General features: G+C 71.9%; 14 protein-coding genes. 6 read left to right on the top strand and 8 right to left on the bottom strand.

Annotation, left to right across the window (positions count from 1 at the left end; genetic code table 11):
• Positions 1 to 7: 7 nt before the first annotated feature.
• From VET29_RS24025 to VET29_RS24000, 6 genes are all read right to left on the bottom strand, one after another.
• The gene (locus tag VET29_RS24025) at positions 8 to 1,741 is read right to left on the bottom strand and encodes a hypothetical protein (protein WP_324924268.1); all 1,734 of its coding nucleotides are present in this window, start codon (positions 1,739 to 1,741) and stop codon (positions 8 to 10) included.
• The gene (locus tag VET29_RS24020) at positions 1,725 to 2,306 is read right to left on the bottom strand and encodes an O-methyltransferase (protein WP_324924266.1); all 582 of its coding nucleotides are present in this window, start codon (positions 2,304 to 2,306) and stop codon (positions 1,725 to 1,727) included. The genes VET29_RS24025 and VET29_RS24020 overlap by 17 nt, the downstream gene beginning before the upstream one ends.
• Positions 2,307 to 2,331: 25 nt before the next feature.
• Positions 2,332 to 4,143 carry an ABC transporter ATP-binding protein gene (locus VET29_RS24015; protein WP_324924264.1) on the bottom strand — a complete coding sequence of 604 codons (1,812 nt, stop codon included), beginning with the start codon at positions 4,141 to 4,143 and terminating at the stop codon, positions 2,332 to 2,334.
• 92 nt (positions 4,144 to 4,235) lie between these two features.
• A complete protein-coding gene (locus VET29_RS24010) occupies positions 4,236 to 5,573 on the bottom strand; it encodes a lyase family protein (RefSeq protein ID WP_324924262.1) in 1,338 nt (445 codons plus the stop codon).
• Complete coding sequence (locus tag VET29_RS24005) at positions 5,570 to 7,546, bottom strand: glycogen debranching N-terminal domain-containing protein (RefSeq protein ID WP_324924260.1); 1,977 nt, start codon at positions 7,544 to 7,546, stop codon at positions 5,570 to 5,572. The genes VET29_RS24010 and VET29_RS24005 overlap by 4 nt, the downstream gene beginning before the upstream one ends.
• Positions 7,543 to 10,461 carry a P-loop NTPase fold protein gene (locus VET29_RS24000; RefSeq protein WP_324924258.1) on the bottom strand — a complete coding sequence of 973 codons (2,919 nt, stop codon included), beginning with the start codon at positions 10,459 to 10,461 and terminating at the stop codon, positions 7,543 to 7,545. The genes VET29_RS24005 and VET29_RS24000 overlap by 4 nt, the downstream gene beginning before the upstream one ends.
• 109 nt (positions 10,462 to 10,570) lie before the next feature.
• Here VET29_RS24000 and VET29_RS23995 point away from each other — a divergent pair, with 109 nt between their 5' ends.
• On the top strand, positions 10,571 to 10,966 hold the full coding sequence (locus VET29_RS23995) for a hypothetical protein (protein ID WP_324924256.1): 396 nt from the start codon (positions 10,571 to 10,573) through the stop codon (positions 10,964 to 10,966).
• Here the strand turns inward: VET29_RS23995 and VET29_RS23990 are convergent.
• Both VET29_RS23990 and VET29_RS23985 read right to left on the bottom strand, forming a co-directional pair.
• Positions 10,939 to 11,775: an NAD(P)H-binding protein gene (locus VET29_RS23990; RefSeq protein WP_324924254.1), complete on the bottom strand. Its 837-nt coding sequence runs from the start codon at positions 11,773 to 11,775 to the stop codon at positions 10,939 to 10,941. The two genes, VET29_RS23995 and VET29_RS23990, sit on opposite strands and share 28 nt — an antisense overlap.
• A 102-nt stretch (positions 11,776 to 11,877) precedes the next feature.
• Entirely contained in the window at positions 11,878 to 12,909 is a 1,032-nt protein-coding gene (locus VET29_RS23985) for a LacI family DNA-binding transcriptional regulator (RefSeq protein WP_324924252.1), read from the bottom strand.
• Positions 12,910 to 13,064: 155 nt separating this feature from the next.
• Between VET29_RS23985 and VET29_RS23980 the strand changes: the two genes are divergently transcribed.
• The 5 genes from VET29_RS23980 to VET29_RS23960 are packed head-to-tail and all read left to right on the top strand — an operon-like array spanning position 13,065 to position 20,737.
• Entirely contained in the window at positions 13,065 to 14,633 is a 1,569-nt protein-coding gene (locus tag VET29_RS23980) for a glycoside hydrolase family 13 protein (protein ID WP_324924250.1), read from the top strand.
• A 16-nt stretch (positions 14,634 to 14,649) separates the two neighbouring features.
• The gene (locus VET29_RS23975; protein ID WP_324924248.1) at positions 14,650 to 16,020 is read left to right on the top strand and encodes an extracellular solute-binding protein; all 1,371 of its coding nucleotides are present in this window, start codon (positions 14,650 to 14,652) and stop codon (positions 16,018 to 16,020) included.
• Between the two features lie 7 nt (positions 16,021 to 16,027).
• Positions 16,028 to 16,990: a sugar ABC transporter permease gene (locus VET29_RS23970; RefSeq protein ID WP_324924245.1), complete on the top strand. Its 963-nt coding sequence runs from the start codon at positions 16,028 to 16,030 to the stop codon at positions 16,988 to 16,990.
• Entirely contained in the window at positions 16,987 to 17,847 is an 861-nt protein-coding gene (locus VET29_RS23965) for a carbohydrate ABC transporter permease (RefSeq protein ID WP_324924243.1), read from the top strand. Before VET29_RS23970 ends, VET29_RS23965 begins: the two co-directional genes overlap by 4 nt.
• Before the next feature lie 25 nt (positions 17,848 to 17,872).
• The gene (locus tag VET29_RS23960; protein ID WP_324924241.1) at positions 17,873 to 20,737 is read left to right on the top strand and encodes a CBM35 domain-containing protein; all 2,865 of its coding nucleotides are present in this window, start codon (positions 17,873 to 17,875) and stop codon (positions 20,735 to 20,737) included.
• Positions 20,738 to 21,013 lie beyond the last annotated feature (276 nt).

Genomic DNA, 21,013 nt, shown 5'->3' with positions numbered 1-21,013 from the left:
CGGCGCCCTAGGTCCGTCGTACCGCGCTCGTGAAGCCGGCGATGAACAGCGTGGCGAAAGCCCATGCCAGCAGCCGCAGTGCCCAGCCGGTCATGGTCAGGATCTGGCCCGCGCCGGAAGTCGTGACGTCGCAACGGCTCCGGGTGGTGAGCAGTGGCGTCCCGAGGTCGAGCCCGACGCCCACCCGCTCGACCACCGGACAGGGCGAGCCGGGCGCCGCGGCCTGGGCCAGACCACCCTGCCCGCCGAGCACGACCGCGAGCATCACGGCCGTCGCGATGACCAGCAGCAGACAGATCAACGCACGCCACGGCTGGTAGCCGTAGCCGAGGGTGAGACCGGTGAACCGGACCCACGCCCGCTCGGTCCGGCCGGTGAGCGCTCGCCGGTCGAGCTGGTCACGCCGTTGTGCCATCAGCACACGCCGTGCCTCGCTGTCGTGTCCCGCGGCGCGCCGGAGGGCCGCAAGGTGCTGGTACGGCTGGGCGGCGTACCACGGTGTGGCCTCCCGCAACAGCTTCAGCCAGTTGTCGGTGGAGATCCCGGCAGGCAGGTTGGCGTAGGTCAGGCCGTCGACGTACAGGCGGCGACCCCGGTCGGGCTGGACGAGCCGCGTGCCGGACAGCGACAGGCCGCCGCCGACGTGGGCGCCGTCGAGGTCGACCGCGTAGCCGCGGTCGCCGGCCTGTAGCTCGCAGTCGTCGAGCGAGAGGTCCCGCTGGACCCGGAGGTTCGTGGCGTACACCGCCGAGCCGCTCGGGTTGCGGACCGTGATGTCGTTGCAGACCAGCTCGCCCAGCTCGGCTCCGACGAGCGAGAGGACACCGCCGCTGCCGCCGCCGGTGAGGGTGGCGCGGTAGAACGAGGCGTCCCGGCGCACCCGCATGTCGGCCGCGGAGAACGCCGGGCCGGTCGGGTTGACGAGGTCGGCGTCGGCGCAGTCCAGCTCGCCGAGCTCCGCGCCGTCGAGGTTGACCGCGCCGAGCACGCCCGTGCCCGAGGCGGTGAAACCGTTGCGCAGCATGAGCTTGCGGTGCACCCGGAGGTTCTCCCCGCCGAGCGCCGTGCCGTCGTCGTTGCGCAGGGTGGTGCCGAGGAAGAGCACCTCGCCGATCTCCGCGTCGGTGAGCGTGACCGCGGCGTCGCCCGCGGCGGCGGTCGCCGTGAACCCGCCGCCCAGCAACGCGCTCCGGTGTACCCGGAGGTTGTCGGCGGTCAGTGCGTTCCCGACCGTGTTGGTGATCGTGGCGCCCCAGCAGTCCAGGTCACCCAGCTCGGCGCCGATCAGCACCGCGGCGCCGGTGGCGGCGCTGGTCACGGTCGCCCGGCGCAGGCTCAGCTCCGAGCTGTTGAGGCCGCTCGCGATGAACGGGATCTCGGTGGGGTGCGCGATCAGGCACCCTTCGAGGTCCAGCAGCGGCAGCCGCGCGTCGACGGCGTTCAGCCCCTCCTCGAACACGCAGTCGTTGAGCGCCACGGGAACCGAGCTGGTGATGAACGCGAGGTCGAGCCGGCCCCTGATGCGGGCGCCCCGCAGGCGCAACCCACGTGGGTCGGGGTTGTCGGTCGCCGTGCCGCGCACGATGTCCCGCAGGACGATCGCGGACACCACGCGGTCCGCGCCCCACGTGGACATCGCTTGTGTGTCAACCGGTTCGTCGCCCGCGAGGTCGAGCCACTCGCCGCGTTCCACGTGGTCGACGAGTCGCTGGTCCAGCGCCGGCCTATCGCCGGAGGGCAACGAGCTCGCCCTTGCCGACCGGGATCGTCGTCACCGCCGTGAGGTCCGCGCGCAGCAGCTCACGCAGCGGCGCGATCTCGTCCGGGTGGGACAGCGCGTTGTCGGCCACGAGCACGCCGCCGGACCGCAGCACACGCACGGGATGCGGCCACCAGGACGGGTACTCGGTGCGCTCGGCGTCCAGGAACAGCAGGTCGACCTCCCCGTCGCCGAACCCGCTCAGCCCCTTCCCGCCGTCGGCCAGCCGCAGCTCCACGAAGTCCGCCAGCCCGGCCTCCGCGATGGTCGCGGCCGCGTCCCGCTGCGCGGCGGGATCGGTGTCGTAGCTGACGACCCGCCCACCGGTCGTGCGCGCGGCGTCCGCGAGCCACAGCGTGGAGACGCCCCGCGACGTCCCGATCTCCACGATGTTCCGCGCCCCGACGGTCTGCGCGAGGAACCACACGAACCGGCCCGCGTCCGGCTCCAGTACCCGCCACCGGTCGAGCCGGTCCTCCTGCGCGGCGTCATGCCGCGCCGCGGCCGCCACCACCCGGTCGATCACCGCCTGAACCACGTCGTCCATGACGGTGATCGTGCCACGGGTCCGGCTACCGGGCGGCGGTTTCCCCTGTGAGCTCGCGGACATCCTCGGTTTCCTCGGTGAGGAAACCGCCCGACTGGTGCTGCCACAGGCGTGCGTACGTGCCCTGCTGTCGCAGCAGCTCGTCGTGGGTGCCCTGTTCGAGGATCGCGCCGTGGTCCAGGACTACCAGCTTGTCCATGCGTGCGACCGTGCTCAGCCGGTGGGCGACGACCAGTGCGGTGCGGCCCGCCATGATCCGCCAGAGTGCCTCCTGGATCAGGATCTCGCTTTCCGAGTCCAGCGCGCTCGTCGCCTCGTCCAGGAGCAGGATCGGGGCGTCCCGCAGGATCGCCCTGGCCAGTGCCACTCGTTGGCGCTGGCCGCCGGACAGCTTGATGCCGCGCTCGCCGACCAGGGTCTCGAAGCCGTCGGGCAGGGTCTCGGCGAACTCCGTGACGTGTGCGGTCCGCGCCGCGGCCAGTACCTCCTCCTTCGTCGCGCCGGGGCGGGCGAACGCGATGTTGTCGTGCAGTGTGCGGTGGAACATCGCCGGTTCCTGCGGGACGTACGCGATGAGGCCGCGCAGGTCCGCCTGCCGCAGCCGGGCGATGTCCTGGCCGCCGACCCGGATCGTGCCCGACTCGATGTCCATCATGCGCAGCAGCAGCTGGGTCAGCGTGGACTTGCCGCCGCCCGACCGGCCCACCAGACCGACCTTCGTGCCGCTCGGCACCACCAGGTCCAGGTTCTCGAACAGGACCGGCGCGCCGGCGTGGGCGAACCGCACGTTCTCGAACCGGACGTCGGCCGCGGCCGGGCGCAGTGGTTCCGGCGACGGCGGGTCGAGCACCGTCGGCGGGTCGAGCAGCAGCTCGGTGAACTGGGCGGCCTCGGTCAGCGAGCTCTCGAGCCGTCGGTAGATCTGGTTGAACTCGAACATGATCGTCGTGGCGTTCGAGAAGTAGGTGAACGCCACGATGATCGCTCCGACGCCGAGCGTGCCGTCGCTGAGGGTGACCGCCAGCAGCAGGCCGAGCGCGTTGGTGAGCACCGAGATCGGCGCCACCACGATGTCGATGCGCAGGTTCGCGTAGTCCCACGACCGCATCGCGAGCCGGCGCAGGTTGGCCACCCGGTCGCGGTGCTCCTCGGCCTCCCGTCCCTCGGCCGCGAAGGCACGCACGGTCGCCATGTTGCCGATGGTGTCGGCGACATGCCCGGACACCCGCGCGAACGCGGCCTCCCGTTCGTCGACCAGCTTCTGGCGCCGGCGCACCAGCGGCGCCACGAGCAACCCCGTCGTCGCGATGAGGCTGACCAGCACGACGACGAGCATCGGGTCGTACTGCCACAGCACCACCGAGGCGAACAGCAGCGGCACGATCTTCGCCACCACCGAGAACGCCATCGTGTCGACGAACTCCTCGAACCGCGACGCGAAGCTCAGCACCCGCTTGGTGAGCGAGCCGGCGAAGTTGTCGTGGAAGAACGCGGCGTCCTTGGCCAGCAGCTCGTTCATGCCGAGGACGTAGAGGCGCTCGATGCCGAGCCCGTCCGTCCTGTTGAGACAGTGGATGCCGATCCGCCACAGCACCTCGGCGACCAGGAGCACGGTGGCGAAGCCGAAGATCCACGGCGCGACGGTGGCGAACTCGATTGGCATCCCGTCGACCAGCCTCCCGGCGAGCCCGGCGACGACCAGTGGCGTGACGTAGTTGATGCAGATGTTCCCGACCGCGGGAAGGAGCAGCGCGGGAACGGCGATTGCCTTGCGGCTGAACAGTTCTCGCCAGTAGTAGCGTAGTGCCAGCAGTACCGCCGTCTTTCTCTCGCGCACGGCGGGATGCCCCCTCACTGGTTGTTGGTTTCGCTCACAGAGCGCGGCGAGGCTCCATGCTCCCCCAAACACCCGCCGCGGGCCAACGAATATCAGGCGAGCGTCGCCTTGCGGGCCAGCACCCGGTCCACCAGCTCGCCGGCCGCGCCGAGGTAGTTGGCCGGGTCCAGCAGCTCGTCGAGGTCGTCGCGCAGCTCCGGGATGTCGCGCAGCCGGTCCGCGAACGAACCGGGCCGGGCGGCGATCTCCCCGAGCAGCTTCTTCGCCGCGGCCTTGCCGAGGACCGGGGCCAGCACCACGTTCACCCGTTCGGTCACGATCAGGCCGCCGGACAGCCCCAGGTTCACCGCCAGCCGGTCGGGGAACACCCGCAGCCCCTCGACCAGCTCCGCCGCGGTGTGGGCCGCGCCGCCCGCCAGCAGCAACGACTCCCGCAGCGGCTGCCACTCCGACTGCCACCCGCCGCCCGAGCGCTCATCCTCGGCCAGCATGCTCTGGGCGAGTATCGCCGCGTACGCCGGCGCCTGCCGCGCCGCCGACACCAGCAGCGCCGACAGCACCGGGTTCCGCTTCTGCGGCATGGCCGACGACGACCCGCCCGCCGGCTCGGCCACCTCGCCGACCTCCGTCCGGCTGGCGCCGAGCACGTCGAGGCCCAGCTTGCCGAGCGCGCCCGTGACCGCGGCGCACACCCAGCCGAGGTCCAGCACCGGCGTGCGCTGCGTGTGCCACGGCGCCGCCGGCACGGGTAGCCCCAGCTCCGCGGCCACGCCCTCGGTCAGGGCGAGCGCGTGGCCCTCGGCCGGCACGCCCGCCGCCTTCGCGTACTCGACGTACGCGGCCAGCGTGCCGGCCGCGCCGCCGACCTGCACCGGCAGCGCGGTCCGCCGCAGCCGTTCAAGCGCGTCCAGCACGAGCGTCAGCCAGCCGGCCGCCTTGAGGCCGAACGTCGTCGGGACCGCGTGCTGGGTCAGGGTGCGGCCGGCCATCGGGGTGTTCCGGTGGTCGTCGGCGAGCCTGGCCAGCGCGTTCGCGACCCGGCACAGGTCGGCGTCGACCCGGCGCAGCGCGCGGGCGGCGAGCACCATCGTGGCCGAGTCGAGGATGTCCTGGCTCGTGGCGCCGCGGTGCACGAACTCGGCCGCGCCCTCGTCGAGCCTCGCGACGGCCGCCGTGAGCTCGCTGACCAGCTCCACCACCGGGTTCCCCGCGCCGCGGGCGCGCACCGCCAGGTCCGCGACGTCGAGGTGGGCCGACCCGGCGGCCTCGGCGATCGGCGCGACGGCGGCCGCCGGGATGACGCCGAGGCGGGCCTGCGTGCGGGCCAGCGCGACCTCGACCGAGAGCATGGCCTCGACCCAGGCCTCGTCGGCGAGCAGCGTGTCCATGCCGGTGCCCGGCCAGACCGGACTGAGCAGTCCCGTGTTCATGCCGGCAAGTCTCCCAAGCCTGGCGCCCGGTCGCTGCCTGTCGTGATCGTGGCGGCGCCCAGCCTCAGTCCCTCCAGCGTGATCTCGCCCCAGCCCGCCGGCAGCCGCGGGTCGACGGTCAGTGTCCCGCGCGGCACGTGGGGCTCCAGGCCCAGGAGCGCACGTACCAGCAGCAGGGGAGCGGCGCTTGCCCACGCCTGCGGCGAGCAGGCGGTCGGGAACGGCACGGGCGGGTCGAAATCGGCCCGGGAAAAACCGCAGTACAGCTCGGGCAGCCGGCCGCCGAACGCGGTGGCCGCGTCGAGCAGGCCCTGCGCGAGCCGGTGTGCGAGGTCGACCGCGCCGGGAAGGTGCCCGTAGCGCAGCAGCCCGGCCACCGCGATCGCCGTGTCGTGCGGCCACACCGAGCCGTTGTGGTAGCTCATCGGGTTGTAGGCGCCCATTGACGGCGCGAGGGTGCGCAGCCCGAACCCACTGTCCAGTTCGGACAGGTGGTCGATCAGCACGGTGGCGTGCTCGTCGGTGGCGATGCCGGTCCACAGGCAGTGGGCGGTGTTGCTGGTGAGCGCGTCCACCGGTCGCCGCGCGCCGTCCAGCGCGACCGCGTACCAGCCGCGGTCCGGCAGCCAGAAGGCCTCGGCGAACCGTTCCCTGAGGGTCTCGGCCTTCTTGCGCGGTCCGTCCGCGTCCCCGCCGAACGCCTCGGCGAGCTCGGCGCGGGCCAGCCACGCGGCGTAGGCGTACCCCTGCACCTCACACAGCGCGATCGGGGCGGTCGCGAGCCCGCCGCCGGCGTCGTTGATGGCGTCGGGGCTGTCCTTCCAGCCCTGGTTGACCAGGCCGCGGTCGGTGCTGCGCCGGTAGGTCACGAAGTCGCCGTGACCGTCCAACCAGGACAGTGCGGCGTCGGCATTCGGTAGCAGCGCACGGATCGCGTGCTCGTCGGTGCCCCACCGCCACGCCTCGGCGAGCAGCATGACGAACAGCGGGGTGGCGTCGGCGGTGCCGAAGTAGTGGCTGCCGCCGAGCAGGGCGGTGCTGTCCGGGCCGCGGCGCAGCTCGTGCACGATGCGGCCCGGCTGCTCCTCGGTGAACGGGTCCGTTCGCGTGCCCTGTGACTCGGCGAGGGTGCGGAGGGTATCGAGCGCGAGGGCCGGGTCGAGTGGCAGCGCCATCCACGCGGTGAGCAGGCTGTCGCGGCCGAAGAGCGTCATGAACCACGGCGCGCCGGCGGCGACGAACCCGTCGATGCGCAGCGCGCCGAGGTCGTTCTCGGTGCGGCGCAACACGGTCGCCAGCCGCGGGTCGGTGGCCGCGATGGCCGTGTTGGCGGCCCGCCACGTGCGGAGGCGTCGTGCCGGCTCGGCGAAGCCGGGCGGCACGGTCCGGCCACCGGCGCTCGCCAGGACCGTCACCTCGGTCTCCCAGCGCCCGCGTGGCGGCACGGTGACGTGCCAGCTCAGCGTGCCCGGCGCCCCCGCGGGACCGCCGGTGACCGACACGCCCCGGTCACGGCCGAGCAGCGCGAGCCCGTTCTCGGTGGTGGTGCTCGCGATGGGGACGGCGTCGTGCCTGGCCTGGCCGTGCTTGACCGAGAAGAGGTCCGCGAAGTCGGCGTCGACGTGCAGGTCGACGGTGACCGTGGCCGGTCGCGGGCCGAAGTTGTCGATGCGGATGGTCTCCCGCATGCCGTCGGCGACGAGCCGTGTCCTGGTCAGCAGCAGCGACTGCGACAGGCGCAGGACGAACGTGGTCAGGAACGCCTCGGGCTGCTGGACGGACAGCGGTTCCGCGGGGCGTCCGTCGAGGCGGAGGTCCCAGCGGGACAGCACCCGGGCGTCGGCGAGGAACAGGCCGTGCGGCGCGCCGGGGGTGAAGTCGCCGGTGGGCCCGGACAGGCAGAAGGTGCTGCCCGCGACCGTGGTGACGCCGCCGGCGTGCGCCGCCTCCCCCGCGTTGAATGGTCCGGTCATGCCTGGTCACCGTAGTTGCCGGCGCCGAGGCACGACCGGATGACCCCGGCGTCGAGCGGCGCGGCGGGGTCGAAGCCGATGAGCAGGCGCAGGGCGGGGTCGGTGAACAGGGGGCGCAGGGTGGCGGGCAGGTCCCGTGGCTCGTCGTCCCCGACGAGCCCGATGTCCCGCGGCCGGGCGCGGAGGTGGTCGGCGAGGCCGGGCCAGCGGATCTCGATGATCGTCCACAGTGCGAGCGACTCGACGCGTACCGGGTTGCCTTCGAGGGTGCGGACGGCGCGCATGGCGCTGTAGGTGTTGACGAACCGCTTCATGGTGCGCGGGTTGGGCGGGAGGAGGACGGCGAAGCGCTGGAGGCTGTGCTCGCTGGCGGCGACGGCCTCGGGGGTGGTGAGCTTGTCGAGGGCGGCGCCGGCCACGCGGTCTCGGACCTCGTCGCTGGTGCCGCGGAGCGTCTCGACGACCTGGGCCTCGGTGACGCTGCGGTCGAGCTGCCGGCGTACGCGGCTCTCCTCCTGGGCGAGGGTGGTGCGGGCGACGGCTGCGGGGCCGCGGAGAAGCTCGCGCAGGTACTGGCGCTGGCGGGTGGCGTCGATGGTGGGGACGGGGACGCGGAGCTGGAAGAACTTGTCGAGGAAGAGGTAACCGAGGGGCCGGCCGGGCTCGGCGACGGCGGCCGCGAAGGTCGCGTAGTGCAACTCGTAGCTGGTGCGAATCCAGGCCCCGTCGGCCGCGACGACGACGTGTGCGCTGGGCGTGCCGGCGTCCCGGACGAGGGTCTGCACGCTGTCGAGCAGCTCGACGACGTAGGAGTCCGGGCATCGGTCGAGATCGTCGACGAGGAAGACGACGGGTTTGCTCGACCGCCGCAGGAGCCAGCCGAAGTGGCGGGTGACCTCGAGCATGGGGTTGGTGTTGTTCTGCTCGAACAGGCGGGCGCCCCGGGCGGAGTCCCAGAGCAGGAACCGGCCGGCGACAAGGGAACCGGCCCAGAGGATGCCGACGGAGGCGAGCACGCCGGCGATCGTGGAGGCGGTGTCCTGGAGGCCTTCGAGGGAGGCGGGGGTGAACAGCCAGATCCCGCTGACGAGCGTGACGAGCAGGGCAAGGGCGAGGAAGAAGGGCGCGCCGACCCGCCGCAGCCGGGCGGCCGACTCGGCGGCCCGCAGCCAGAGCCGCGCCGGCCACCGGTGCCGTGTTCGCACGGACTCGCGGAGGGCGGTCAGGAGCGCCCACCAGGCGGGGCCGACGCCCGCCTCTCGCCAGGCGTCGAAGGGGACGGTGACGAAGTCGTCGCGCAGCTCGGTGCCGAGGAAGTTGAGCAGGGTGCTCTTGCCGGCGCCCCACGGCCCGTCGATGTGGACGAGGAAGGAGGTGTCCGGCTCCTCGTCGTTCATCTTCCGTAGCCGGGTCGCGATCGCCCGGGCGAGTGGCTTGCGGTGGAGGAGGTCACGGTGGGACGGCGCGTCGGACAGCCAATCCACCTGGTCGGCGACGGGGTTGCCCCAGATCCGGACCGTGCCGTCATGGCCACCGCTCACCACGATCGGCCTGCCGTCCAGCGAGCCGGACGCGACGGTCCCCACCGGTCCGGTGTGGCCGGCGAGGGTCGTGCTGGCGTCGGTGTGGGGATCCCACAACCGGATCACACCGTCGTTGCCACCGACGACGACCGTCGAGACGCCGTCGAGGACAGCCGTCGTGACGGACCGCACCCCGCCCGCCCGCGCGGCGAAGCGGTGGGTCTCCTGCCCGGTCCGGGCGTCCCAGCGGCGCACGGTGTCGTCGTAGCCGCCACTGAAGACCGCGTCGCCGCGCGTCGCCACGGAGCTGACCGAGTCGCTGTGCCCGGTGAACGTCGTGTTCTCGACCAGCACCACCGGTTCGTCGCCGGGGAGCCGCCACGCACGCACTTTCCCGTCGGCGCAGGCGGTGAACATCATGCTGCCGTCGAGCGCGATCCCGTTGACGAAGCCAGGGTGCTCGAACTGCCTGCGCTCGTTCTTCTGGTACGGCACCATCGGCTGGCTCTCCAGCTCCAGCACCATCGTCACGCCCAGTGGCGTGCCGGCGAGGAGCACGTCCCGACCGTCGAACCGTCCCGTCGCGAGGGCCTTGACCGGCCCGTCATTCAGGTTGAGTCCCTTCACGGAGGCGTCGGCCGCCGCGTCCCGGAGCCAGATCATCCCGTCGTCGCCGCTCATGACCAGCGTGTCGGCACCCACCAGCCGGTCGATGGTCACCGCCCGCACGCGGCCGGCGACCCTCTCGAAGACCCGCGGGCTCTCGCCGAGCCGGTGGAGGTCCCACAGCCGTACGACACCGTCGAGGCCGCCGGCCGCCAGCACCGGGCGGCCGGCCACCGTCCCCAACGCCACGGTCGTGACCCGGACGCCCATGTCGAGCACCGCGATCGTCGACAGGGGGGCCGGGAAGTCGGGCGCGGCTGAGGTCGGCCCGCCGGCGAACGTGGCGTCGAGCAGCGCGATGGTCTCGGTGACGCGGTCGGGGAACGACGCGGCCCCGGCCATCGGCAGGTCGCCCAGTTCCGCCAGGCCGCCGGTGCGGAGCTCGGCCGGCGACACGAGGTCCGAGAGCACCGGGACCACGGGAAACGGGTCGTCGCCTTGGAGCCTCTCGGTCCGGCGGCCGAGCAGCTCGATCGCCTCGTTCGCCACCGTCGCCGACTGGAGGGCGGCCGGGTCGACGAGCACGACGGCGCCGTCGGCGGTCGCGATGAGGCTGTGGGGGAAGTCCTGCGGGTCGCCGATGTCCGGCACCGACCATTCGCCCAGCGGCACGTAGCCGGCCTGTTCGAGTGCCGTACGCACGCTCCGCAGCGCCGCCCGGTCGTCGCGGGGGCCGTGGGATACGTAGATCCGGCGCGGTACTGACGACTCAGGCGGTGCGGCCACCTCGTTCCCCCTCCGTCGTGGTGGGTGCGAGTGTCGCATCCGGGCGGGGCGGCGGTTCAATACCACCGGCATGGTGATGGTGAACGTTCTGTCAGATTCGGGGGTACCGGTGAGTGATCCGGAGGCGTGGCTGGCGATGGCCCTGTCCCTGGAGGAGGACCTGACCGGCTACGAGGACGAGAGCGAGGCGGAGCAGGAGATCGAGAACCTGCTCCGCCGCGCGGCCGACGCCGGCCTCCCGAAGGCGTTCGGTGAGCTGGGGTCGTTCCTCTGGCACGTCCGCGAGTCCGACGAAGACGCCTACCCGTGGCTGCTGCGTGCCGCGGAGTCGGGTGACGCAGCCGCGACGAACCTCCTCGGCGACATCCACGACTTCCGCGACGAGCCGGAAGAAGCCGTTGCCTGGTACGAGAAGGGCGCGGCACTCGGCGACGAGCAGGCCGCCGCGAGCCTGGCCGCCCTACGCGGGACACTAGCTCACCGGAAGTCCGCCGCGTGCTCGTAAACCCACTGTCCGAACGGGACGGCCGGACGGCCGAGCACCCGCTCGACCGTGTCCGTCGCGGGTGAGCCGTCGTTGGCCGCCGCGGCGACGAACTGCAGCACCGCCTCAACGTTCTCGGGCGTGCCGAACTGGCTGAAATGGCTTCGTGCCTCGGTTTCCGACAGCTCCCGCACCGCGAGGTCCCTGCCGAGCGCGGCACCGACCAGCTCGACCTGCCGCTGCTGGGTCAGCAGTTGGGGACCGGTTAGCATGCCGGTGACGTCGCCGTTGGCGGTCCCGGTGAGCGCCGCGACCGCAACCGCGGCGACGTCCCGTTCGTGGACCGGCGCCGTCTTCCCGTCCGGCCGGAACAGCTGGACGGTGCCGGTCGTCCGGATCGGTTCGGCCCAGTTCAGCGCGTTGTTCGCGAGGACGAGTGGGCGGATGGGCGTCCACGGCAGACCCGAGCCGGCCAGCTGCTTCTCGATCGCCCGGTGCTCGTCGGCGATCGCGTTGCCCACCGCGTACGGCAGCAGCACGCTCCCGGACGACAGGAGCACGACGCGTTCGAGGTCGGCGTCGCGGGCCGCGTCGACGAAGGCCGCCACGCCGCCGGACGGCGCGTAGAGGAAGACCTTCCGCACCCCGGTCAACGCGACGCGCAGCGTGTCCGGCTTGGTCAGGTCGGCGGCGATGACGGACACGCGGGGCGGCAGGTGGGCGGACGCGGGGTCACGCGCCGACGCACGCACCAGCTCCCCGGCGGCCAGCAACTGGTCGACGACGTGACGTCCGATACTGCCCCGGGCTCCGACAACCAAGGTGGTCACAACAGCTCCTCAACATGGGTTCGTTGTGCGCCACGAGAAGCCACCGCGATGGGGCACGCGAAGCGTTCCGACGCCGCACTTCGCGTGCGCCGACGATAGCACCTACCAGGGCGACCGCGACGCCGGCGCCGTCGAGTCGCGTTCGACCAGCCGTACGGGCAGGGTGAGCGGGCTCTCGGGGCGCCGCTCGTCCTTCACCTCCGCCAGCAGCAGCGTCACCGCGTTGTCCGCCTTGGCGGTCATGTCCTGTGCCACGGTGGTCAGCTTCGGGGTGACGTAGGCGCTCAGGTCGAGGTCGTCGAACCCCACCACCGACAGCCGGGCCGGCACCGGCACGCCCGCCTCCGCGAGACCCGCCATGACGCCGATGGCCAGGATGTCCGCGGTGGCGAAGACCGCCGTCGCCGACGGGAACCGCTCGAGCAGGTGGCCGCCCAGCGCCAGGCCGTCCTCGTGCGTGGTGTTGACCGTCGCGACGAGACCGTCCGAACGGGACAGACCGGCGTCGGCGAAGGCGGCCAGGAAACCGCGACGACGTTCCGCCACGACGCCGGCGTCGCCGAAGGCCGGCCCCGCGAACAGGATCTCGCGATGGCCGAGGCCGATCAGGTGCGCCGTGGCCAGCCGGGCGCCGGTGAAGTCGTCGGAGCGCACGCCGGTCGTGAGCGGGTTGTCCGAGTAGCTGTCGATCGCGAGCACCGGCACCCGGCCAAGCTCGACGGCGCCGAGACGGTCGATCTCCTCGTCAAGGAAGCCGAGCAGGATCGCGCCGTCCAGGCTCCACGACCGCAACGCCTCGGGAATCTCGGCGGGATCGGCGATGCCACGCAGCAGCAGGTGGTAGCCGCTCTTGCGGAGCGACCGCTCGACCTGGCCGAGGATCGCGGTGTTGTGCGGGCTGAGCGTGAGGCTGTCCTCGTCCGCCGCCGGCACGAGCAGGCCGACCAGGTGCGAGGCGCGGGCGGCCAGGCTGCGTGCCGACGCGCTGGGGACGTAGCCGAGCTCGTCCACGATCCGCCGCACCTTCGCGACGGTCGCGGGGGAGACCCGCGCGTGGTTGCCGTTGACCACGTTGGACACGGTCATCATGCTCACGCCCGCCGCCGAGGCGATGTCCCTGAGCGTCACCCGCATGCGCACACCTTCCCCATCACCCAAGCCTAGGACCGTTGACACCGCGGGCACCGCCCGTCTACCGTCACGCTCGGCAAGTGTAGCGCTAAACCTCACCCTGAGCAGCGGTGATGAGGTCTAGCAGGCGTGGGTGTCGAGCGAAGTCCGGAGCGAACATGGTTGCGCAGTGGTGGCGGAACGCGGTGATCTACCAGATCTACCCCCGCAGCTTCGCCGACGGGAACGGCGACGGCGTCGGCGACCTCGCGGGCGTGCGGTCCAGGCTCCCGTACCTGCGGGACCTGGGCGTGGACGCCGTCTGGTTCACCCCGTGGTACGCCTCGCCGCAGGCCGACGGCGGCTACGACGTGGCCGACTACCGCGCGATCGACCCCGCCTTCGGCACGCTCGCCGAGGCGGAGGCCCTGATCGGCGAGGCCGCCGCGCTCGGCATCCGGACGATCGTCGACGTCGTGCCCAACCACGTCTCCGACGAGCACCCGTGGTTCCGGGCCGCGCTCGCCGCGGGACCGGGCGCACCGGAGCGCGCACGGTTCTGGTTCCGCGACGGCTCCCCGGCCGGCGAGCCGCCGACGGGCTGGACGTCCGCGTTCTCCGGCGGCACCTGGACCCGGGTCGAGGATGGGCAGTGGTACCTGCACCTGTTCGACACGCGGCAGCCGGACCTGAACTGGAACCATCCGGACGTGCGGCGCGAGCACGAGGAGGTGCTGCGGTTCTGGTTCGACCGCGGCGTGGCGGGCATTCGCATCGACTCGGCCACGATGCCGGTCAAGGACCCGGCCTTCCCGGAGGTGGGCGAGTCCGCCGACCACCCGTTCCTGGACCGCGACGAGCTGCACGACATCTACCGCGGCTGGCGGGCGGTCGCCGACTCCTACGCCGACGGCAGGGTCCTGGTCGGCGAGATCTGGCTCGACGACCCGCACCGCTTCGCCCGCTACCTGCGGTCCGACGAGCTGCACTCGGCGTTCAACTTCGACTTCATGATGCGGCCCTGGGAGGCCAAGCAGCTCCGCGAGGCCATCCAGTCCACCCTGGACTCACACGCCCCGGTCGGCGCGCCGCCGACGTGGGTGCTGTCCAACCACGACGTCACGCGGCCGGCCACCCGGTACGGGCGCGTGGACAGCTCGTTCGGCTTCAACGCCAAGAGGTTCGACACGCCGACGGACCTGGCCCGGGGCGAACGCAGGGCACGGGCCGCCGCGCTGCTCACCGCGGCGCTGCCGGGCACGCTGTACGTGTACCAGGGCGACGAACTGGGCCTGCCGGAGGTCGAGGACCTGCCGCTCGACGCGTTGCGCGACCCCATGCACTTCCGCTCCGGCGGCGTCGATCCCGGCCGTGACGGCTGCCGCGTGCCCGTCCCGTGGACCCGCGACGGCGTGTCGTACGGCTTCGGGGACGGCGCCCCGTGGCTGCCCCAGCCCACCCGGTGGGGCTCGCTTTCTGTTGCCGCGCAGGACGCCGATCCCGCCTCGATGCTCACGCTGTACCGGTCGGCGCTGGCGATGCGCCGATCCCTGCTGCGGGGCGAGGAGTTCGCCTGGCTGGCGTCCGCCGAGGACGTGATCGCGTTCGCGCGTGGCGACGTGCTGTGCGTGGTCAACTTCGGCGCCGAACCGGTGCCCCTGCCCGGTCACCGCGAGGTCCTGCTCACCAGCGCCGGCCTCGACGGCGACCGCCTACCCACCGACGTGGCCGCCTGGCTGCGTGTCTGACCTACCTGGAGTGACGATGAGGTCTTTCCTGTCAGCGACCGTGGTGTCGTGCGCGCTCGTGCTCGCCGCGTGCGGGTCGGGCGGCGGTGGTGCCGTCGAGGACGAGGTGAACGCCGACGGCAAGGTCATCCTCGAGGTCGCGATGGACGCCGGCCTCGAGCAGAACGCCGTCGACGCGTTCGAGGCGCGGGTCGCCCAGTTCGAGAAGGCACACCCGGACGTGGACGTCCGGCCCCAGGAGTACACGTGGACGGCCGCGACGTTCACCTCGCAACTGGCCGGCGGCACCATCCCCGACGTGTTCACCGTGCCGTTCACCGACGGCCGCGGGCTCATCGAGCGCGGGCAGATCGCCGACGTCAGCACGCTGGTCGCGAAGCTGCCGTACGCGAAGTCGTTCAACCCCAACGTGGCCAGGGCCGGCCAGGCGATCGACGGCAAACAGTGGGCGGTGCCGATCGCGGCCTACGCCCAGGCGCTGCACTACAACCGCACGCTGTTCACCCAGGCCGGTCTCGACCCCGACGACCCGCCGTCGACCTGGGCCGAGGTGCGTTCGGCGGCCAGGCAGATCACGGCACGCACCGGGCAGGCCGGCTACGCGCAGATGACCACCGACAACACCGGCGGCTGGATACTGGCCACCGCGGACTACGCGTACGGGGGCCGGCTGGAGATCCTCAAGGGGGACAAGGCGACCGCGACGATCGACACCGACCAGATGGCGGACGTCCTGACGCTCGTGCGGTCCATGCGGTGGGACGACGGCAGCATGGGCGCCAACTTCCTGTACGACTGGGCCGGCATCAACCAGGACTTCGCGGCCGGGCGGATCGGGATGTACGTGTCGGGCGGCGGCAACTACGGCAACCTCGTCACCCAGAACGCGTTGAAGCCGGCGGACTACGGCGTCACCGTCCTGCCGCTCGCGGACGATCGCGACGCGGGCGTCCTCGGCGGCGGCACGCTGGCCGTGGTGAGCCCGAAGACGGGGGAGAAGACCCGCGCGGCCGCCGTCCAGTGGATCGACTTCTTCTACCTGGGCAAGCTCACCGACAAGGCCGCGGCCGTGCTGAACGCCAAGACCCAGGCGGAGTCCGGGCAGCCGGTGGGCACGCCGGACCTGCCGGTGCTGGACCGGGCGACCTGGGACGCGCAGCAGAAGTGGATCGCCCAGTACGTGAACGTGCCGGTCGACCAGCTGAAGCCGTACACGAGCAGGATGTTCGACCAGCCGCTGCTGCCGGAGCCCGCGAGGTCCACACAGGACGTCTACAAGATCCTCGACAACGTGGTCCAGACCGTGCTCACCGACCGGAACGCCGACATTCCCAGCCTGCTGGCCGACGCCCAGTCGCAGGCGCAGGCGCTGCTCGACCGGGGCTGAGGCCGGCATGGCCGTCAAGATCCTGCCGCGCCCGGTGCGCACGACCGCCGTGCGAGCGCGCGCACCGCGGCGCCGGCGCGGCCCACGCACGTGGCTACGCGGTGGCGGGCTGTCCACGCTGGTGTTCCTGTCGCCGCTGCTGGTGGTGTTCGGGTTCTTCTCCTGGGGCCCGATCATCCAGTCGGTCGTCATGAGCGTGCAGGAGACCAATCTGGTGACCGCGGCGACGTTCGTCGGCCTCGACAACTTCGCCGCGGTGTTCGCCGACCCTCTACTGTGGACGGCGGTGCGCAACACGCTCTGGTTCGCCCTGCTGGCACTGCTCCTCGGCTATCCCGTCCCGCTCGTGGCCGCGGTGCTGATCAGCGAGGTCCGCGGGCGTCGTGGCCTGTTCGCGGCGCTGGCGTACCTGCCGGTGGTGGTGCCGCCGGTGGTCGCGGTGCTGCTGTGGAAGTTCTTCTTCGACGCCGGTCCGCACGGGGTGTTCAACACGATCCTCGGCGCCGTGGGACTGGGGCCCGCACAGTGGTTGCAGGACGCGGACTCCGCGATGCCGTCGCTCGTGCTGGAGGCCACGTGGGCGGCGGCCGGCGGCACGATGATCATCTACCTGGCCGCGCTGGCGGCCGTGCCACCCGAGCTGTACGAGGCGGCCGAGATCGACGGCGCCTCGGTGTGGCGCAAGGTCTGGCACGTCACGCTGCCGAACCTGCGCAACGTCCTGCTGGTCACGTTCATCCTGCAGATCATCGGCACCGCCCAGGTGTTCCTGGAGCCGTTCCTGTTCACCGGCGGCGGCCCGGCGCACGCCACGACGACCGTGCTGCTGCTGATCTACGACTACGCCTTCGCCGACAGCCTCGGCGGCGACTACGGCAGGGCGACCGCGCTGAGCCTGTTGCTCGCCGCGGTGCTGGCCGTGTTCTCGGCGGTGTACTTCCGGGTCACGCGGTCGTGGAGCACGTCATGAGCCGCGGGGTGATCTCGCCGGCCGAGTGGGCGTCCCCGCGGGTGCGCCGTCCGCTGCGGGTGCTGCAGGGTGTGCTGCTGGCCGCGTTGCTGGTCGTCGGGCTCGGGCCGATGCTGTGGCTGGCCAAGGCCGCGGTGACGCCCACACAGGACACGCTGCGCTCGCCGCTCGCGATCTTCCCGCACGGCATCGACCTCGCGAACCTCGCCACGGCGTGGACGCGGGTGAACATCGACAAGTACTTCCTGAACACCGTGGTCATGGCGGCCGGTTCGTGGCTGGTGCAGCTCGTCGTCGCCACGACCGCGGGCTACGCGCTCGCGGTGCTGCGGCCCCGGTACGGCAAGCTGGTCTCCGGTGTCGTGCTGGCGACGCTGTTCGTGCCGTCGATCGTGCTGCTGGTGCCGCTGTACCTGACGGTCGTCCGCGCCTCGATGGTCAACACGTTCTGGGCCGTGTGGCTGCCCGCCGGGGCGAACGCCTTCAACGTCGTCATCGTGCAGCGGTTCTTCGCGAACCTGCCCCGCGAGGTGTTCGAGGCCGCCAGGGTGGACGGCGCCGGACCGTTCCGGGTGTTCTGGTCGGTGGTGCTGCCGATGTCCAGGCCGATCATCGGCGTGGTGTCGGTGTTCGCCGTGGTGGCCAGCTGGAAGGACTTCCTCTGGCCCCTGCTGGTGCTGCCCGACCCGGCGGTGCAGCCGCTCTCGGTGCGGCTGCCCGCGCTCCAGCGATACGTCGAGCTCGACGTCTTCCTCGCCGCGCTCGCCATCTCGTCCGTCATCCCCATCGCGCTGTTCCTGGTCTTCCAGCGCCTTTTCCTGCGCGGTGGCGCGCTGGAGGGCGCGGTCAAAGGCTGACCCCCGCACAAAGGAGCCGACAACGATGTTGACCCGACTGTCCATGGTGGTCGCCGCCTTGCTGGCGGCCGCCCTGCTCACCGGCGGGACGGCCGCCGCCGCCACGACACAGGAGGCCGAGGCCGCCCAGCTGACCGGCGGCGCCAGCGTGGAGACCGAGCACCCCGGCTACACCGGGACCGGGTACGTCGGTGGTTTCGTGGACGCCAACAAGGGCAACGCCACGGCGATGTTCACGTTCACCGGCGTGACCGCGGGCGGCGCCGACCTGACCGTCCGGTACGCCAACGGCACGGGCGGCACCCGCACGATGTCATTGGTGGTCAACGGGTCGACGCGTCAGATCTCCTTGCCCGCCACGGCGAACTGGGACACCTGGGCCACCAGCCACCAGGCGGTCACGCTCACTGGCGGGAACAACACGATCGGGCTCCGGTACGGCACCGGCGACAACGGCAATGTGAACGTGGACAACGCGGCCGTGGCGCCACTCCCCGCCGGGCTGGAGGCGGAGTCCGCGCAGCTGTCCGGCGGCGCCGTCGTGGAGTCGGAACATCCCGGCTACTCCGGCACCGGGTACGTCGGTGGTTTCGTGGACGCCAACAAGGGCAACGCCACCGCGATGTTCACGCTCACCGGCGTCACCGCGGGCGACCGCACCCTGACGATCCGGTACGCCAACGGCACGGGCGGCACCCGCACGATGTCACTGGTGGTCAACGGGTCGACGCGCCAGATCTCCTTGCCCGCCACGGCGAACTGGGACACCTGGGGCACCACGGCGGAGCCGGTGACGCTGACGGCGGGCACGAACACCGTCGCGATCCGGTACGGCACCGCCGACAACGGCAATGTGAACGTGGACAACCTCGCGCTCACCACGGCGCTGCCGGCCACCGGCGGCGAGCTGGAGACCGCGTTCCTCTCCGGCGGCGCCACCACCGGCGCCGACGTGTCCGGCTACACCGGCAGCGGCTTCGTCACCGGGCTGACCGCCGTCGGCGCCCGGGTCGTCCGCACCGTGCACGTGCCCACGGCCGGCGCGCCGGCCGTCACGCTGCGGTTCCGCAACCCGACCGGTGGCGGCCGCACGCTTTCCTTGTACGCCAACGGGTTGCGGCAGGGACAGGTGACCCTCCCCGCCGGTGACTGGCAGACCGTGACCCACACCGTGCCGATGCGGGCGGGGGTGAACCTGCTCGGCTACCAGGTCGACCAGGGCGACACCGGCGGCGTGCAGCTCGACAACGTCGCCGTGGCCGGCAGCACCGCGCTCGACCCGCGAGGCGCGACCCTGCCGTACACCACCTACGAGGCCGAGGCGGGCGGCACCACCGGCCGCGTCCTCGCCGCCGACCGCACCTACACGACGAGGCAGGCCGAGGCGTCGGGCCGCCGCGCGGTCGAGCTGACCGGCATCGGGCAGTACGTGCAGGTGACGCTCACCAAGCCGGCCAACGCGATCACGGTGCGCGCCAGCATCCCCGACAACGCGGCCGGCACCGGCACGACCGCCCCGCTCGCGGTGTACGCCGGGGGCAGCAAGGTCGCCGACCTGACCCTCACCTCGAGGTACAGCTGGATGTACGGGCCCTACCCGTTCGCCGGCGCGCCCGGTGGCGAACGCCCGCACCGGTACTTCGACGACTCGCGGACGACGCTGCCGGCGACCTACCCGGCGGGCACGGTGCTCAGGCTGGCCAAGGAGACCACGGCCGTCGACACGATCACCGTCGACCTGGTCGACGCCGAGGTCGCCGACCCTGCCCTGTCTGCTCCCACCGGCTATGTGAACGTGAACAGCTACGGTGCCGTCCCCAACGACGCCGACGACGACACGGCCGCCGTCCGGTCGGCCATCGCAGCGGCGAAGTCCAGCGGCACCAAGGGAGTCTGGATCCCGGCCGGCCGGTACGTCGTCGGCGGGCTGATCGAGGTGGCCGGTGTGAGCGTGCGCGGCGCGGGCATCTGGCACACCGTCCTGCAGGGCGTCGACCGCCGTGGCGGGTTCATGGCCACGGGGTCGAACGTCCAGCTCGCCGACTTCACGTTTGACGGTGACGTCACCACCCGCGACCCGGACGGCGCGCCCAACTCCGACGCGGCCATCGAGGGCGACTTCGGCACCGGCTCGCTGGTCCACCACGTGGCCACCAACCACGCCAAGGTGGGCCTGTGGGTCAAGGGCGACACGAACGGCCTCCTCGCCTCGGTCCTCCGCGTCCGCAACACGATGGCCGACGGCGTGAACGTGAACGGCAACGCGACCGGCGTGCGCGTCGAGCAGAGCACGTTCCGCAACACCGGCGACGACGCGCTCGCGATGTGGTCCTACGCCGGGATCGGCGGCACCGTCCGGGACAGCGTGTTCGCGTTCGACACCGTCAGCCTCCCGATCCTCGCCAACGGCGCGGCCGTCTACGGCGGCGCGAACAACAGGATCGAGGACACCCTCGTCACGGACACGGTGTTCCAGGGCTCGGGCATCACGGTGTCCAACTGGCACGACGCGACCCCGTTCAGCGCCACCACCACGGTGCAGCGCAACACGCTGACCCGCACCGGCACGCACAGCCTGGACTGGGGAAGCGACCTGGGCGCGCTCTGGTTGTACGCACCGTCCACCGCGTTCACCGGCGCCGTGGTGCTCCGCGACCTGACCGTGAACGACAGCACCTACCAGGGCCTGCTGACAAGCTGGCAGCAGGCGATCCCCAACCTCACCGTCGACCGGGTGACGTTCACCGGCACCGGCACCACCGCCATGGAGTTCAACACCCCAGGCAACGGCATCTTCAGCAACGTCACCGTAACCGCCAACAACGGCCCACCCCTGGCCAACAACTCAGCCTTCACCATCACCCGAGGCCCAGGCAATACCGGCTGGTAACCCCGCGAGTCCCGGGTTCACACACCGCGAGTCCCGCGTTCGCGCATACCGAGTCCCGCGTTCACGCAGCGCGAGTCCCGCGTTCGTGCATACCGAGTCGCGTTTCGTGCACACGGTCCACGCCAAGCTGCACGAGGGTCTGTGTCGTGATCGGTGTGTCCGGCGTTGTTGATCAGTAGGTTTCGGCTCCCGGCCAGCGGTCACCGAAGGTGATGGCGAAGGCGTTGAGTACTGGTTTCCAGCGCATCGTCCATCGGGTGCGGCCTGTGCCGGTGG

The organism is Actinophytocola sp., assembly GCF_035634895.1.
GTDB lineage: Bacteria > Actinomycetota > Actinomycetes > Mycobacteriales > Pseudonocardiaceae > Actinophytocola.
The sequence above is the reverse complement of the archived record's forward strand: the minus strand, read 5'-3'. Positions and strand labels throughout refer to the sequence as shown.